General features: G+C 65.6%; 14 protein-coding genes. 10 read left to right on the top strand and 4 right to left on the bottom strand.

Translation table 11 applies throughout. The features are described from left to right. The first annotated feature begins 201 nt into the window (after positions 1–201). Positions 202–705 carry a M48 metallopeptidase family protein gene (locus OKW43_RS26045; RefSeq protein WP_429450626.1) on the top strand — a complete coding sequence of 168 codons (504 nt, stop codon included), beginning with the start codon at positions 202–204 and terminating at the stop codon, positions 703–705. A 37-nt stretch (positions 706–742) separates the two neighbouring features. Here OKW43_RS26045 and OKW43_RS26040 read toward each other — a convergent pair whose 3' ends face one another. Further along, complete coding sequence (locus tag OKW43_RS26040; RefSeq protein WP_429450624.1) at positions 743–3,079, bottom strand: FdhF/YdeP family oxidoreductase; 2,337 nt, start codon at positions 3,077–3,079, stop codon at positions 743–745. A gap of 181 nt (positions 3,080–3,260) precedes the next feature. Between OKW43_RS26040 and OKW43_RS26035 the strand changes: the two genes are divergently transcribed. Together OKW43_RS26035 and OKW43_RS26030 are read left to right on the top strand one after the other, a co-directional pair. Then, the gene (locus tag OKW43_RS26035; protein ID WP_187638000.1) at positions 3,261–4,697 is read left to right on the top strand and encodes a PLP-dependent aminotransferase family protein; all 1,437 of its coding nucleotides are present in this window, start codon (positions 3,261–3,263) and stop codon (positions 4,695–4,697) included. A gap of 46 nt (positions 4,698–4,743) precedes the next feature. After that, positions 4,744–5,034, top strand: a complete 291-nt coding sequence (locus OKW43_RS26030; protein WP_429450622.1) for an ArsR family transcriptional regulator — start codon at positions 4,744–4,746, stop codon at positions 5,032–5,034. 82 nt (positions 5,035–5,116) lie between these two features. On the opposite strand, the gene OKW43_RS26025 is transcribed toward OKW43_RS26030, so the two are convergent. Further along, the gene (locus OKW43_RS26025) at positions 5,117–5,710 is read right to left on the bottom strand and encodes a lysozyme inhibitor LprI family protein (RefSeq protein ID WP_187638002.1); all 594 of its coding nucleotides are present in this window, start codon (positions 5,708–5,710) and stop codon (positions 5,117–5,119) included. Positions 5,711–6,051: 341 nt separating this feature from the next. Here OKW43_RS26025 and OKW43_RS26020 point away from each other — a divergent pair, with 341 nt between their 5' ends. The 7 genes from OKW43_RS26020 (at position 6,052) to OKW43_RS25990 (ending at position 12,674) form a co-directional block, all read left to right on the top strand. Then, on the top strand, positions 6,052–8,367 hold the full coding sequence (locus OKW43_RS26020; RefSeq protein WP_429450619.1) for a putative bifunctional diguanylate cyclase/phosphodiesterase: 2,316 nt from the start codon (positions 6,052–6,054) through the stop codon (positions 8,365–8,367). 135 nt (positions 8,368–8,502) lie between these two features. Then, a complete protein-coding gene (locus OKW43_RS26015; RefSeq protein ID WP_062129896.1) occupies positions 8,503–8,691 on the top strand; it encodes a hypothetical protein in 189 nt (62 codons plus the stop codon). Positions 8,692–8,864: 173 nt separating this feature from the next. Then, the gene (locus OKW43_RS26010) at positions 8,865–10,262 is read left to right on the top strand and encodes an FAD-containing oxidoreductase (RefSeq protein WP_429450617.1); all 1,398 of its coding nucleotides are present in this window, start codon (positions 8,865–8,867) and stop codon (positions 10,260–10,262) included. Positions 10,263–10,290: 28 nt separating this feature from the next. Further along, positions 10,291–10,644, top strand: coding sequence for a cupin domain-containing protein (locus OKW43_RS26005; RefSeq protein WP_187638005.1), 354 nt, complete (start codon positions 10,291–10,293; stop codon positions 10,642–10,644). 148 nt (positions 10,645–10,792) lie between these two features. Further along, the gene (locus OKW43_RS26000; protein ID WP_187638006.1) at positions 10,793–11,368 is read left to right on the top strand and encodes a TMEM175 family protein; all 576 of its coding nucleotides are present in this window, start codon (positions 10,793–10,795) and stop codon (positions 11,366–11,368) included. Positions 11,369–11,370: 2 nt separating this feature from the next. Then, positions 11,371–12,177: a hypothetical protein gene (locus OKW43_RS25995; RefSeq protein ID WP_429450615.1), complete on the top strand. Its 807-nt coding sequence runs from the start codon at positions 11,371–11,373 to the stop codon at positions 12,175–12,177. Positions 12,178–12,185: 8 nt separating this feature from the next. Continuing rightward, positions 12,186–12,674, top strand: coding sequence for a metallophosphoesterase family protein (locus tag OKW43_RS25990; RefSeq protein ID WP_429450613.1), 489 nt, complete (start codon positions 12,186–12,188; stop codon positions 12,672–12,674). Positions 12,675–12,742: 68 nt separating this feature from the next. On the opposite strand, the gene proP is transcribed toward OKW43_RS25990, so the two are convergent. Together proP and OKW43_RS25980 are read right to left on the bottom strand one after the other, a co-directional pair. Beyond that, complete coding sequence (proP, locus tag OKW43_RS25985; protein WP_187638009.1) at positions 12,743–14,212, bottom strand: glycine betaine/L-proline transporter ProP; 1,470 nt, start codon at positions 14,210–14,212, stop codon at positions 12,743–12,745. Between the two features lie 737 nt (positions 14,213–14,949). After that, complete coding sequence (locus tag OKW43_RS25980; protein WP_026225286.1) at positions 14,950–15,222, bottom strand: oxidative damage protection protein; 273 nt, start codon at positions 15,220–15,222, stop codon at positions 14,950–14,952. Between the last annotated feature and the right edge of the window lie 75 nt (positions 15,223–15,297).

The raw sequence follows: 15,297 nt of genomic DNA, 5'->3' as shown, positions 1-15,297 counted from the left end.
GGTGACGCGCCGTCGACCGCGATAAGGTTTCGGCGTTTGCTGACAAGCAGCCCGATCTCGTGTGCTGGGCTGCGACAATGACAAAACGGTTGCGGAAGATGTCTTCGGTACTTCGAACGGGGCGGCATCCGGAAAATGCCCAACCTTGTCCATCAGCGCGACTATGCGTAAGATCAGCCCCGCAAAACCGAATCCGCCTTCATGTCCCCCCTCAAATACCTCACCGGCTACCCCGCACCTCTGCAAGACAAGGTGAGAACGCTGATCGCCGCCGATCAGCTCGGCTCCTACGTCGCGCAGAAATACCCGAACACGCACGACGTGCAATCCGACCGCGCTCTCTACGAGTACTGCGCGGAGCTCAAACGCGAACACCTGCGCAGCGCCGAGCAGATCGACAAGGTCACGTACGACAGCAAGCTCGACGTGATGCGTCACGCGCTCGGCCTGCACACGAGCATCTCGCGCGTGCAGGGCAGCAAGCTGAAGGCGAAGAAGGAAATCCGCATCGCGTCGTTATTCAAGGGCGCGGCGCCGGAGTTTCTGAAGATGATCGTCGTGCACGAACTCGCTCATCTGAAAGAGAGCGATCACAACAAGGCGTTCTATCGTCTGTGCGAGTTCATGCAGCCGGGTTACCACCAGATCGAATTCGATCTGCGTCTCTATCTGACGCATCGCGATCTGGCGAAAAAGACAGCGTGAAATGGGCCGCGCGGCAGGCGCGGAAGGTAGAGCTGATTTAAACCGCCAGAACAGCGGCATCTGCAGCCACCGATGCCGTCAACAACACCGGAATCGACTTCGACGTCGGCGTACCCGCGCCATCCGCGACCGAGGACAGCGGCACCAGCGGATTGGTCTCCGGATAATAAGCGCCGAGGCAGCCGCGCGGAATGTCGTACTCGACGAGTAGAAAACCATCCACACGTCGCTCGATGCCATCGGCCCACACGCTTGTGATGTCCGCGCGCTGACCGGCCGCGAAACCGAGCATCGCGAGATCGTCCTTATTGGCGAACAGCACGCGCCGCTGTCCGTACACACCGCGATAGCGATCGTCGAGACCGTAAATCGTCGTGTTGTACTGATCATGTGAACGGGTGGTCATCAGCGTCATCAGGCGTTCGCCGTGAAGCTTGCGGGCCTGATGAATCGGCGTGTCGAGTGCGATCGCGTGCACGAGGAACTGTGCCTTGCCGCTCGGCGTTTTCCAGATGCGATCGCGCGACGCAACGCCGAGATGGAAGCCGCCCGGATTCTTCAGGCGCTCGTTGTAGTCGCCAAAACCGTCGATCACCTTCGCGATGCCGTCGCGAATCAGCGCGTAGTCGGCCGCATGGGCGAGCCAGTCCACCTTGCCGCTGCCCAAAGTCGCATGCGCCATGCGCGCGACGATCGCCACTTCGGAAAGCAGATTGTCCGACGCCGGCTTGTTGATCCCATACGAGATGTGCACCATGCTCATCGAATCCTCGACGCTGACGCCTTGCGCCACGCCGTTCTGAACATCGATCTCGGTGCGCCCGAGCGTCGGCAGGATCAGCGCGTCGCGACCGTGCACGAGATGGCTGCGATTGAGCTTCGTCGTCACGTGCACGGTCAGATCGCACGCGCGCATCGCGTCCCACGTGCGCGGCGTGTCCGGCGTCGCGATCGAGAAATTGCCGCCCAGGCCGATGAACACTTTCACCTTGCCATCAAGCATCGCCTGAATCGTGTTGACGACGTCGAGTCCGTGCTCGCGCGGCGGCTCGAAAGCGTAGGTCGCGCCGAGGCGGTCGAGAAACGCGTCGGTCGGCTTCTCTTCGATACCGACGGTGCGGTCACCCTGCACGTTCGAGTGGCCCCGCACCGGGCACAGCCCCGCGCCGCGGCGGCCGATATTGCCGCGCATCATCATCAGGTTCGACAGCAGTTGCACGGTCGCGACCGAGTTCTTGTGCTGCGTGAGACCCATGCCCCACGTCGAGATCACCGCGCGGCCTTTCACATAGATATCGGCGAGCTTTAGCACCTCGTCGAGCGGCACGCCTGCCTCGGCGACGATCGTGTCCCAGCGCTCGGCGCGCAGATCGTCGGCGAAAGCAGCGAAGCCGACCGTGTGTTCGGCGATGAAGCCCGCGTCGAGCACACGCTCGAGGCCCGACGCGCGCGCTTCGTCGTCGAGTTCGAGCACGCGTTTGGCGACACCCTTGATCAGCGCGAAGTCGCCGCCGAGCTTCGGGCGGATGAACACCGAGCTGATCCTGGTGCTGCCCATCGTCAGCATTTCGACCGGATGCTGGGGGCTCGCGAAGCGTTCGAGGCCGCGCTCCTTCAGCGGATTGATCGACACGATCGTGGCGCCGCGCTTCGCGCATTCGCGCAGCTCGCCGAGCATGCGCGGGTGATTGGTGGCCGGGTTCTGGCCGAAGATCAGCAGCGTGTCCGCGTGTTCGAAGTCGTCGAGCGTGACCGTGCCCTTGCCGATGCCGACCGTATGCGGCAGGCCGCGGCTCGTCGCCTCGTGGCACATGTTCGAGCAATCGGGAAAATTGTTGGTGCCGTACATGCGTACGAACAGCTGGTACAGGAACGCGGCTTCGTTGCTCGCGCGTCCCGACGTATAGAACGCGGCGCGGTTCGGATCGCCCTGGCGCTTCAGATGACTTGCGATCAGATCGAACGCGTCGTCCCAGCCGATCGGCACATAGCGGTCGCGCGCGGAGTCGTAGACCAGCGGGTCGGTCAGGCGGCCGTGCTGCTCGAGCTCGAAGTCCGATTGCGTCATCAGCTCGGCGACGCTGTGGCGCTCGAAGAACGCGGGCGTCACGCGCTTGGCCGTAGCCTCGGCGGCCACGGCCTTCACGCCGTTTTCGCAGAACTCGAACGTCGACGCGTGCTCGCGATCCGGCCACGCGCAGCCGGGGCAGTCGAAGCCGTCAGGCTGGTTCTGCTTGAGCAGCGTGCGGTAGTTGCCGCCCGCGACCTTCTCCTTGAGCAGGCTGATGGCGACGTACTTCAGCGCGCCCCACCCGGCGGCGGGGTGCTTGTACGGCTCGATGCGGGCTTCGGCTTGTGCTTCGTTCTTCTTCATGACGTGGCGATGGACAGGTTCGACAGGCTTTGCAGACCAATGCCCACAAGCGTACTGTGTTCCACAAATCCCGTCGCATACAGAAAATCGGAAAGAATAGGAGTACAGTTGCGCGGCGGTATCCGAAGCCGCCGGCATCCGTCCGCCTCCACCCCAACCCGCCCGAACCCGCCCGAATCGCATGAAGCTCTACGAAAAACTCGCCGACGAAATCACCGAAGCCGTGCGCCGTGGCGTGTTCGCGGCGGGCGAGCGGATCGCGTCGGTGCGTCAGGCGAGCCAGCAGCACGGCGTCAGCATCAAGACGGTGTTGCACGCGTATGCGCTGCTGGAGAGCCGCGGCATCGTCGAGACACGGCCGCAGTCCGGCTATTTCGTGCGCGATGCGGCCGCGCGCGCGCTCGCAGCGGCGCCCGCCGGAGCACGCGCGGGCCGCAAGTCCACGGCGCCGCCGTCCGTGCCGGCGACGGTCGACGTCAGCCGACTCGTGCTGTCGACACTGCGCAGCATCCGCGCGCACGACGCCGTGCCGTTCGGCTCGCCGTATCCGGACCCGTCGTTGTTCCCGTGGCGGCGCATCAACCAGTACGCCAACGCGATCGCGCGGCGTCAGGCAAGCTGGAACCTGATCGACGATCTGCCGCCGGGCAACCCCGAGCTGATCCGGCAGATCGCACGGCGCTACGCGGAAAACGGTCTGCCGGTCGATCCGGACGAGATCGTGATCACGCTCGGCGCGACCGAGGCGATCAACCTGAGCCTGCAGGCGGTGGCGAAACCGGGCGACACCGTCGCGGTCGAATCGCCGACTTACTACGCGATGCTGCACGCGATCGAGCGCCTCGGCATGCGCGCGATCGAGGTGGCGACGCATCCGGTCGACGGTATCGACATCGACGCGCTCGCGAAAGTGATCGCGCGGCAGAAGATCGCGGCGTGCATGGTGATGCCGAACTTCCAGAATCCGCTCGGTTTTTGCATGACCGACGAGCGCAAGCGGCAACTGGTCGAGCTGCTAGCCGCGCACGAGATTCCGGCGATCGAGAACGACGTCTACCAGGAGCTGTATTTCGGCGACACCCGGCCGTCGACGCTGAAGACCTTCGACACCAAAGGGCTCGTGCTGCACTGCGCGTCGTTTTCGAAAAGCCTGACGGCGTCGTACCGGATCGGCTGGGCGCTGCCCGGGCGGTATCGCGCGCAGGTCGAGAAGCTCAAGTTCCTGAATACGCTGACGACGCCGTCGGTGCCGCAGGTCGCGGTCGCCGATTATCTGCGTCAGGACGGCTACGACCGGCATCTGCGGCACCTGCGCCGCGTGTACCGGCAGCAGGCGAGCATCATGAGCGCACTGGTGCTGCGCTTCTTCCCGGTCGGCACGCGCGTGTCGACGCCGCGGGGCGGCTACGTGCTGTGGGTCGAACTGCCCGCGGCAATCGATTCGATGCGGCTTTATCGGGCGGCGCTCGAACGCGGCATCACGGTCGGGCCGGGCATGATGTTTTCGACGCGCAACGATTTTCGGCACTTCGTCCGGCTCAACTACAGCTACCCGTGGACCGCGCAGGCCGAGGCGGCGTTGAAGACGCTCGGTGAGCTTGCTGCGGGGATGACGTGAGCGGCACCACGGCAACGCAGATGACACACCACAACGAGGAGACTGCATGAACGACGACGACATCGACCCGCAGCTCGCCGCGATTCTCGCGCAGCTATGGCGCGCGCATCGCGAGACGCCCCGGCGCTCGTGGTCGTTCGCGAAGCTGTCGAAGCAGGCGGGCGTGCCGATGAGCAGCCTGCGGCGGCAATTGACGGCGCTCTCGGGCGGCGGTCTCGTCGACACGACGTTCAACGACGACGGCACCGGCGCCGCGTCGCTGAGCGAAATCGGTGCGCAGCTTTGCGCGGAACTGTTCGGCACGCAACAGGGCGGCGAGCCGTCCGCCGCCGACTAGGCCACGCGGCGCAACCGCCACCGACGCGCCAACCATCCGGCGCGCGCGATGACAGCCATCCTTGCCTGTGCGTGTCGCCGTTTCATTGTCCGGCGCTCGCCTGCACCTGCGGCTGCATCTGCATCTGCATCTGCGATTGGGCTTGCAATGGCGCCATGTCCGCCGCCTCGAGTGTGGCCACGCCGCAGAACCAGTCGGCATCACGCGGCTGATACTTCCACCGCTTGCCGGAGTGGCCGATCACGCTCGCACACTGCTCGTTCACGACGAGGCCGGGCTTCGCGGCCGTGCATTGCAGCGTCGACGCGTCCGCGTTCGCTTCCGCATCCACGGACGCCGCGTGCCGCGCGCCGCTCGACAAGCTCGCCAGCAGCCGCTGCAGTTCGTCGATACGCGTCGCGTACCACGTGCGCAAACACGCGGCGCCGCGGCAGTTAGCTTCGCGCCAGGCCCACTTGCTGTCGCTGTCGTCGATGAACGCGCGGCGCTGGGCAACTCGCCGACGTGCTTTCCAGTAGAGTTGGCCCAACGTGTCGTCGAGCGTCGACAGTGCGGAGTCGCCGCAAATCATGCGCTCGGTCGGCGAGCGGCCGCGCTGGCAGTCGAAGCTCGTGGCGTTGGCATAGGGATGCGCGAGCAGCAATCCGGCGATCACAAGTGGGCGCAAGAGGTTCATCGGGGTTCCGGTGGTGCATCGATTGATCATGCCGCCGATGATCGACCGGTCACGCGCGTCGCGGAGTTCCGAACAACGCGGGAGTTCGGGCGGGGGTCGTTACCAGATGTTGCCGCACAGGCTGCCTGCGGGCCATGTGCCGTGCGTGGGCACCGCGGGCGCGGTGCGGCGGCGGTACGAAGCAGCTTCGATCGGCGCTCGCGCACCCTCCGGGAGGCGGCGGCAACCATTGAGGCATTGACGCGGCTACGATGCATGGCAGATTTTCACGCTGGGCTTAGCGTAAACCCCGGTGTGCCGCGTAGACTAACCTGCCGATGTTGGGTTGGGGGGGCGCAACTATGATTTGCGAAGCGACATTACGTGGCACGACGACAGCCGCGCCGGACGGCGCGCGCTATCGGCCGGAACGGGCCGAGGAAGTACTCGCATCCGAGCGCAGCGTGTTGCGGCTGATCACCCGCAATACGCCGCTGCCCGAGCTGCTCGACGAAGTCTGCCGTCGCGCCGAGGCGCTGCTCGGCGACGGCGCGTGCTGCTCGATCCTGCTACTCGACCCGGACGGCGAGCATGTGCGCGTCGGCGGCGCGCCGTCGTTGCCGCCCGCGTTCAGCGCCGCGATCGAGGGCGCCGCGATCGGTCCGCGCGTCGGCTCGTGCGGCACCGCGATGTTCGAGCGGCGTCTGGTGATCGTCGACGACATCGAATCCGATCCGCTGTGGGAAAACTTCCGGGATCTCGCGTTGCCGCACGGCCTGCGCGCATGCTGGTCCGTGCCTTTTGAAAACGACGCCGGCAGCGTGCTCGGCGCCTTCGCCGTCTACTACCGCGCCACCCGCCGTCCGACCCCCGAGGAAGAGGCGATGCTGCGCGACATCGGCAGCAGCGTCGGCCTTGCGGTCCATCAGGACACGATGGCGCAGCGCCTCGCGCATAGCGAGGAGCGTCACCGGCTCGTCGTCGATCATCTGAGCGAGGGCATCGTCGTGCAGTCGCGCGGCGGCATCGTGCTCGCCTGCAATCCGAGTGCGCAGCGCATGCTGCACGTGACTCCGCAGGTCGTCGGCAGCAGCATGCGCAGCGTGATGACACGTGCGTTCGGCGAGGACGGTTCGGTCATCGGCGAAGTCAACCGTCCGGTCTCGGAGGTCTTTGCGACCGGCAAGCCGATGCTCGGCGTGACAGTCGGCCTCGAGTTGATCAGCGGCGACGTCGTGTGGATCACGCAGAACGTCGTGCCGATCCTGCGGCCCGGCGACAGCGAGCCGGACTCCGTGCTGATTTCGTTTTCCGACATCGGGCCGGTGCGTGAGGCGCAGCGCCAGCTGAAGTTCCTCGCCACGCGCGATTCGCTGACGGGCCTCTACAACCGCGCCTATCTGACCGAGCGGATGCGCGACCTGTTCGCGCCGCGTGCCAGCGGCGACCATGGCGGCGAGCTCGCCAGCGTCGCGGTGCTGTTCGTCGATCTCGACGGCTTCAAGAAGGTCAACGACACCGCCGGTCACGAGGCCGGCGACGCGTTGCTGTGCAGCGTCGCCGAGCGGCTGTCGGCCTGCGTCGGGCGCGGCGACACGCTTGCGCGAGTCGGCGGCGACGAGTTCGTGATCGTCGTCAGCGCGTACGGCAATACCGGCGAGCTGATCGGCCTCGCGCACCGCATTCTCGACATGATCGCGGTGCCGTTCGCAGTGGCGGGCAACGAGTACTACCTGGGCGCGTCGATCGGCATCAGCCTGTTTCCCGAAGACGGCCAGGACGTCGCGACGCTGATGCGCAACGCCGACTCGGCGATGTATCACGCGAAGCAGCGCGGGCGCAACAACTTCCAGTTCTTCACCGCCGAGCTGAACCAGCATCTGCAGCGGCGTTTCACGATCGAACAGTCGCTGCGGCGCGCGCTCGCCGCCAATGAGCTGAGCCTCGTGTACCAACCGATCGTCGATAGCCACAGCGGCCGCACGATCGGCGCGGAAGCGCTGCTGCGCTGGTACAACAGCGAGCTTGGCAACGTGTCGCCGGGCGAATTCATTCCGGTCGCCGAGGATGCCGGCCTGATCGTCGAGATCGGCGACTGGGTGCTCGAGCGCGCCTGCGAGCAGGTCGCGCAGTGGCGGCGCACGTTGGCGCCCCATCTGATCGTCGCGGTGAACCTGTCGCCGCGGCAGTTCAACGACGGGCTGCTCGAGCGCATCGAACGCTGTCTCGCGCAGTCGGGGCTCGAACCGGCCGCGCTCGAACTCGAGATCACCGAGCGGCTGCTGATGAGCGACAGCGACACCGTGCTGCCGATGCTGAGCGCGCTGAACGCGATGGGCGTGCGCGTCTCGGTCGACGACTTCGGCACCGGCTATTCGTCGCTGTCGTATCTGAAGCGCTTTCCGCTGCATAACCTGAAGATCGACCGTTCGTTCGTCGCGGGGCTGCCCGATCATCGCGATTCGGTCGCGATCACCCAGGCGGTCGTCGCGATGGCGCACTCGCTCGGCATGAACGTCACCGCCGAGGGCGTCGAGACCGCCGAGCAGGCGGCGTTTCTGCGTGCGATCGATTGCGACAAGCAGCAGGGCTATCTGTACAGCCGCCCGGTCGGCGCAAGCGCGTATGCGCGCACGCTGTGCGACGCGCAGATGATCGACATGGCGAAGGCGTCCTGATGCGATTGTTCAGATTGCCGAACAAGTGACTTCGCGTTGCCGCTATTTATCGGCGGCGACGCACTCCCTAAAATTCCCCCATCGAAACGTTATTGGTGCGCGGTGCCGAAGCGGCGCCCCGCGTTGGGGGTCGTCATGTCAGAGTTGATCAGAAACCAGCTTTACCGGCCAGCGGTCGTACTGCCGATGGTCGCGCTGATGCAGGTGATGGTGTCACAGGACTTCAATCTCGGCCAGGTTGGCTGGGTGTTCGCGGCGCGCGGCGCGCAGGCCGCACTGCAACGTTCGCGCGAGTTGATTTGCGCGGTTCATTGCCACGCCTGAGAAGTCCCGCGCAGCATACGCAGTAATCCCAACTGATTTGCGCCGCCTCGCGCGCGGGCGCGTGGGAACACGGGCCGTCGCCAATGCGCCCGCACAATCAGACACATGACATGGCAGCGCGCGGCACTAAGCGTAAGATGCTACGACCTGCACCCAGCCCGGGGAGAGTTGCCATGCCACAGCACTTCGACGCAGTCGTGATCGGTACCGGACAAGGCGGTTCGCCGCTGGCCGTGCGCCTCGCTCAAAGCGGCCGTCGCACCGCGGTGATCGAACGCTTGGACTTTGGCGGCACTTGCGTGAACGTTGGCTGCACGCCGACCAAGTCCTATGTGGCGAGCGCCCGCGCGGCGCACGTGGCGCGCCATGCGGCGGAGCTCGGCGTGCAGGTGGGCTCGGTCGCCGTCGATCTCGCGGCGGTGAAGGCCCGCAAGGACCGGATCATCGGACAGGCGCGCAGCGGCGTCGAGAAATGGCTGCGCGGCACGGAAAACATCACGGTACTCAACGGCCACGCGCGCTTCACCGGCGCGCGCACGCTCGCGATCTGCGGGCGCGACGGCCAACTGCTGAACGAGCTCAGCGCCAACGAGGTCTTCATCAATACCGGCACGCGCGCCGTCGTGCCGCCGCTCGAAGGCATCCAGCGGATTCCGTACTACACGTACTCGACGCTGCTCGAACTGACCGCGTTGCCGGATCATCTGGTGATCGTCGGCGGCAGTTATATCGCGCTCGAATTCGCGCAGGTGTTTCGTCGCTTCGGGAGCCGCGTCAGCGTGCTCGTGCGCGGCGAGCGCGTGTTGAACCGCGAGGATGCCGATTTCGCGGAGTCGGTGCAGAAGGTGCTCGCGCGCGAGGGCGTCGAGTTTCATTTCGGCGTGCAGCCGACGCGCGTCGAGCCGCATCCGCATCACGCGAACGACGTGTGCATCGGCTTCGAGCAAAACATCCCGGCCATGGAAGCGTCGCACCTGCTGTTGGCCACCGGCCGCAGGCCAAATACCGACGACCTCGGTCTCGACGCCGCCGGCATCGAGGTCGACCGGCACGGCACGATCTTCGTCGACGGCCAGTTGCGCACCAGCGTGCCGGGCGTTTGGGCGATCGGCGACGTGAACGGTCGCGGCGCGTTCACGCATACGTCCTACGACGATTACCAGATCGTCGCTGCAAACCTGCTCGACGGCGGCGCGCGCAGCGTCGACACGCGGATCATGACCTATGCGGTGTTCGTCGATCCGCCGCTCGCGCGGGTCGGCATGTCGGAGGAGGCGGTGCGCGAGAGCGGCCGCGAGGCGCTGATCGCGACGATGCCGATGTCGCGCGTGGGCCGCGCGAGCGAGCGCGGCGAAACCGACGGCTTCATGAAGGCGCTCGTCGACGCGCACAGCAAACAGATACTCGGCGCGGCGATACATGGCATCGAGGGCGACGAGGCAATCCATACGTTCGTCGACATCATGACCGCGGGCGCGCCGTATCCGACGTTGCAATACGCGATGCACGTGCATCCGACGATCAGCGAGCTCGTGCCGACGCTGCTCGATGGGCTGAAGCCGATGCAATGAAGCGCATTGACGCTGGCACGACTCGCCTATGACAAGCTCGACCAAACCCGCACGTAGCAGCGGCAACCTGTTCGAAGCCGTCGCGCAGTCAGGGAGCACCCTCGATGAGCATGTCGACGCGCTCGTCGAACGGAGCGGCGTGACGATCGAGCGGATCGTCTCGACCGGGCAGGCGAGTCCGCCCGGCTTCTGGTACGACAGCCCGCGCGCCGAATGGGTCGTGCTGCTCACCGGCGCCGCGGTGCTCGAATTCGCCGGCGACCCCAGGCCGCATCCGCTGAAGCCCGGCGATCACGTCATGATCGAAGCGCATTGCCGGCACCGCGTCGCATGGACGAGCGACACCGAGCCGAGCGTGTGGCTCGCCGTGTATTACCCGTGAGTCGCGGCGGATCGAGCGATCCGCGCGGCCGGCTCCCGCGCATCGACAAAGCCTCGCACCATCGCGGATAATCGGCAGCGGCGCGGCTCGCCTGCAAGGCGCGGGCGGGCTGTGCGCCCCACCGCATTCATCTTCCGGACATCGCAGCATGGGCAAGGGACGCGTCGAAGCCTTCAGCGATGGCGTAATCGCCATCATCATCACGATCATGGTGCTCGAACTGAAGGTGCCCGAAGGCCACGATCTCGCGGCGCTGCGCCCGGTCGTGCCGGTGTTCTGCGCGTACGTGCTGAGCTTCGTCTACGTCGGGATTTACTGGAACAATCACCATCACATGTTCCATGCGGTGCAGAAGGTCAACGGCAAGGTGCTGTGGGCGAACCTGCATCTGCTGTTCTGGCTGTCGCTGCTGCCGGCCGTCACGCACTGGGTCGGCGAAAACCATCTGGCCGCGTGGCCGACCGCGTTGTACGGCATCGTGCTGTTCATGTCGGCGATCGCGTATTTCATCCTGACGCGCGCGCTGATCGCCCAGCACGGTCACGATTCGACGCTGGCCAAAGCGCTCGGCAACGACTTCAAGGGCAAGGTCTCCGTCGTCATTTACCTGACCGGCATCGGGCTCGCGTTCGTCGTGCCATGGGCGTCGGCCGCGCTGTACGCGCTCGCCGCCGCGTGGTGGTTCCTGCCGGATCGGCGTATCGAACACGTGCTGGAGGCCTGAGCATGTTGCTCGCCTTGAAGCTGGTGCTGGTGCCGGCCTTTCTCGCCGCACTGACGGCGGCCGCGCGCATCTGGGGACCCTCGGTCGCGGGATGGCTCGCGGGGCTGCCGGTCGTCGCCGGACCGATCGTGCTGCTGCTCGCGCTCGAGCGCGGGCCGGCGTTCGCGGCGCAGGCGTCGACGGCCTCGATTGCCGCGATCGCCGCGTCCGAGGCGTTCAATCTTGCTTATGGGTGGACCTGCCGGCGCTTCGACTGGCCGCTTGCGCTGGTCGCGAGCATGGCCGGCTGGCTCGGCTCGGCGCTGCTGATCGTGCGGATGCCCGGCTCGCTGGGGTGGGCGGTGGCGGCCGCATGCGTGGCCGTCGCGGTGTCGCAGGGCAGCATGCCGCGCGCGACGGGCCATGTGCCGGTGGCGCGCGTGGGCCGCGCGGATCTGGCCGTGCGGATGCTCGCCGGCGCATTGCTGACGCTCGCGGTGACGACGGCCTCGGCATCGATGGGCCCGGCGTGGAGTGGCGTGCTGTCGGTGTTTCCGCTGCTCGGCAGCGTGCTCGCGGTGTCGGCGCAGCGTGCGCATGGCGCGGACTTCGTCGCGCTGCTGATGCGCGGCATGGTGGTCGGGCGCGGTTCGTTCGCGGCGTTCTTCGCGGTGACGGCAATGCTGCTGCCGCTGTACGGCGTGGCGATGGGGTTTGCGTGCGCGGCGGTGGTGTCGGTCGTCGTGCAGGGTTTGACGCGGCGCATGCTGTCCGGGCAGCGCAGCGCTCAGGCGGCGGCGCGAGAAATGTCCCGCCCGCAAGCGGAGTGAGACCGCGCATGACTTCACGCTCGTTAGCTTCGACTGCTGCACGCATCGGGCTCATCTCCGATACGCACAACCTCGTGCGTCCCGAAGCGTTGCGCTATCTCGACGGTTGCGACGCGATCATTCATGCGGGCGATATTTGCAACCCGGACGTGCTCGACGCGCTCGCGCGGATCGCGCCGCTAACCGCGGTGCGCGGCAACAACGATACCGGCGACTGGGCCGCCTCGCTGCCGACGCACGCGCGGCTGACCGTGCAGCAGGTGACGATTCTCGTCGTGCACGATATCGCCGGGCTCGACTGCGTGCCGCAGCACGACGGCATTCGCGTCGTGGTCAGCGGTCATTCGCACAAGCCGTCGATCGCGGAGCGCGACGGTGTGTTGTACGTGAACCCGGGCAGTGCGGGGCCGCGGCGCTTCAAGCTGCCGGTGTGCGCGGGCAGGCTGATGGTCGAAGGCGCGCAGGTCAGCGCGACATTCGATTCGCTGCTGACGTAAAAAAAAGCGGGCCGGCGAATTTCGCCGGCCCGCTTCGAGACTACACTTGCGCGGGATGACTGCGCAGATCAGGCACGCGCGGTCGCAGCCGCCGCAAACCGTTCATCCATCTCCTCGGCCTCGCGCTCGCCGCGCAGCACCGCGTGCGCTTCGGCGCGCGTCGCGACACACGGCCCCGATCCGAGCAGCGGCTTGCGCGCGGTTTCGCGCAGCGCGAGCACCGACGCGATGCCGATCAGCGATGCGCCCATCAGGTAGTACGCGGGCATCATCAGATTGCCGGTGCGCTCGACGAGCCATGCGGTCACGAGCGGAGTCGTACCGCCGAACAGCGACACCGAAATATTGAAGCCGATCGCGAGAGCGCCGTAGCGGATCCTGGTCGGGAACAGTGCCGGCAGCGCCGACGGCATCACGCCCGTGAAGCACGACAGCAGCACACCGAGAATCATCAGACCGCCGAACACCGGCAGCATCGTGCCCATGCGAATCAGCAGCAGCGCGGGAATCGACAGCGCGAACAGACCGACGCAGCCGAGCAGCATCACGGGCTTGCGGCCGATCGCGTCGGACAGACGGCCGGCGGCGAGCGTCATCGGCATCATCAGGATCATCACGAGCAGCACGAGGAACAAGCCGTGCGTTTCGTTGAAGTGCAGCGTCGCCGACAGATAGCTCGGCAGATACGACAGCGCCATGTAGTCGGTCACGTTGAAAATCAGCACGAGGCCGACGCACAGCAGCAGCGGCTTCCACTGCTGCACGAGCAACTGGCGCAACGACTGGCTGGGCAGCGCGCGGTCTTCGGCTTCGCGCTCTTCGGCCTGCTTCTTGAACGCGGGCGTTTCCTCGAGCTTCATGCGGATGTACAGACCCACCAGGCCGAGCGGTCCGGCGATCAGGAACGGCACCCGCCAGCCCCAGGACAGCAGCGCGTCGTTCGACAGCGTCGCCGTCAGCAGCGCGACCGTGCCCGCGCCGAGCACGTAGCCGATCAGCGTGCCGAACTCGAGGAAGCTGCCCATGAAGCCGCGGCGCTTGTCGGTCGAGAATTCGGCGATGAAGGTCGCTGCGCCGCCGTATTCGCCGCCTGTCGAAAAGCCCTGCACGAGGCGCGCAAGCAGCAACAGTGCCGGCGCGAGGATGCCGATCGTCGCGTAGTTGGGGATCAGGCCGATCGCGAAGGTGCCCGCGGCCATCATGATCATCGTCATCGCCAGCACACGCTGACGGCCGATGCGGTCGCCGAGCGGGCCGAACACCATGCCGCCGACCGGCCGCACGAGAAATGCGGCGGCAAACGTGCCGAAGGTCGCAATGAGCTGCGCCGACGGGCTCGACGAAGGGAAGAACACCTTGCCGAGCGTGACCGCGATATAGCTGTACACGCCGAAGTCGAACCATTCCATCGCGTTGCCGAGCGCCATTGCGCCGACGGCCCGTTTCAGGAGGGAGTGATCGACGACGGTGATGTCGTCGAGGGAAAGGCGCTGTTCCTGTTGGTGATGTCGCCAGAAGCCGTTGCTGGAAGCGGTCAAGGTTAAAACTCCAATGACTGCGACGAAACACGTGATGCGTTCCGCCACGGTTGCTGGGAAGTGCAATTTCGTGAGGAAGCCGAGGCTATTCGCGACACCGGTTATCCGGCGGCGGAACAGATGGCGAAAAGAAGCAAACGCCCGTGCCTCGCGATAAGTTCGCGAAAAAACACTCGTCTAAATTGTGCTGACTGTTGCACCTGCGTGGCCGTGGAAGGGGGGCAGGTGCATGAAGGACGCTGGGCTGGCCGGGAAGGATGACCCATGCGTCACTGAAGGCTTGAAACGAAAAAGGCCGGTCTTGAATTTTCCGCTTCAGGCGGGGAAACGACCGACGAGCCTTCTTGTTTAAAAACAGTCCAATTCAGGATGGCGCGTGCGCGGAAAACGCAAGGCGAGCCAACTTAAAAAGAACACGAATGAAGGTGAATTGTGGCTGAAACGAGGGCACATGTTAGCACGATGCCAGAGGATCGTGCAAATCTGGCTTGTGGGGTAGGGCCGCCGATGCGACTCGATCCGTTGCGGGACGGGAGATTTGGCGGGGCCGGAACGGCCCTCAAAACGGACTGCCTGGAACATTGGCGAGCGCCTTTTTCGACGCGAAGATGACGCGAGCGGAGGACGCGATGCGCGGCCGACGTCGGGGCGAAAAAAATCCGCGCTCGCGGCGCGGATTTTGGGCGTGCGTTCATCGGGTTCGGGCGACGCGTTGCGTCGTCCCGGACGAGGCAAGCTCAGGCCGACGGCGGCACGTAGCCCGACGCGGTATCCGCGCCTTCGCCGAAGAAGAACTTTTCGGTCTGCTTCATCAGATACTGCCGCGCGCGCGGATCGGCCATGTTCAGGCGGTTTTCGTTGATCAGCATGGTCTGCTGCTTCAACCAGCTCTGCCAGGCTTCCTTCGAGATACTTTCGTAGATCCGCTTGCCGAGTTCGCCCGGCAGCGGCGGGAAATCGAGGCCTTCGGCTTCCTTGCCGAGCTTCGCGCATTGAACCATACGAGTCATGCTGTGCTTCTCCTGTGTCGACCGGAGTTGGTGCTTTAGCACTTACTCCGGTCCCATGAAAAATGGTTTCTGTAT

The organism is Paraburkholderia sp. WC7.3g, assembly GCF_050436345.1.
Classification (GTDB): domain Bacteria; phylum Pseudomonadota; class Gammaproteobacteria; order Burkholderiales; family Burkholderiaceae; genus Paraburkholderia; species Paraburkholderia podalyriae.
The sequence above is the reverse complement of the archived record's forward strand: the minus strand, read 5'-3'. Positions and strand labels throughout refer to the sequence as shown.

Excerpts from the sequence above, each read along its gene's own strand:
- OKW43_RS26045 (WP_429450626.1), top strand. The coding sequence starts at position 202 with ATGTCCCCCCTCAAATACCTCACCGGCTACCCCGCACCTCTGCAAGAC.
- OKW43_RS26040 (WP_429450624.1), bottom strand. The coding sequence starts at position 3,079 with ATGAAGAAGAACGAAGCACAAGCCGAAGCCCGCATCGAGCCGTACAAG.
- OKW43_RS26035 (WP_187638000.1), top strand. The coding sequence starts at position 3,261 with ATGAAGCTCTACGAAAAACTCGCCGACGAAATCACCGAAGCCGTGCGC.
- OKW43_RS26030 (WP_429450622.1), top strand. The coding sequence starts at position 4,744 with ATGAACGACGACGACATCGACCCGCAGCTCGCCGCGATTCTCGCGCAG.
- OKW43_RS26025 (WP_187638002.1), bottom strand. The coding sequence starts at position 5,710 with ATGAACCTCTTGCGCCCACTTGTGATCGCCGGATTGCTGCTCGCGCAT.
- OKW43_RS26020 (WP_429450619.1), top strand. The coding sequence starts at position 6,052 with ATGATTTGCGAAGCGACATTACGTGGCACGACGACAGCCGCGCCGGAC.
- OKW43_RS26015 (WP_062129896.1), top strand. The coding sequence starts at position 8,503 with ATGTCAGAGTTGATCAGAAACCAGCTTTACCGGCCAGCGGTCGTACTG.
- OKW43_RS26010 (WP_429450617.1), top strand. The coding sequence starts at position 8,865 with ATGCCACAGCACTTCGACGCAGTCGTGATCGGTACCGGACAAGGCGGT.
- OKW43_RS26005 (WP_187638005.1), top strand. The coding sequence starts at position 10,291 with ATGACAAGCTCGACCAAACCCGCACGTAGCAGCGGCAACCTGTTCGAA.
- OKW43_RS26000 (WP_187638006.1), top strand. The coding sequence starts at position 10,793 with ATGGGCAAGGGACGCGTCGAAGCCTTCAGCGATGGCGTAATCGCCATC.
- OKW43_RS25995 (WP_429450615.1), top strand. The coding sequence starts at position 11,371 with ATGTTGCTCGCCTTGAAGCTGGTGCTGGTGCCGGCCTTTCTCGCCGCA.
- OKW43_RS25990 (WP_429450613.1), top strand. The coding sequence starts at position 12,186 with ATGACTTCACGCTCGTTAGCTTCGACTGCTGCACGCATCGGGCTCATC.
- OKW43_RS25980 (WP_026225286.1), bottom strand. The coding sequence starts at position 15,222 with ATGACTCGTATGGTTCAATGCGCGAAGCTCGGCAAGGAAGCCGAAGGC.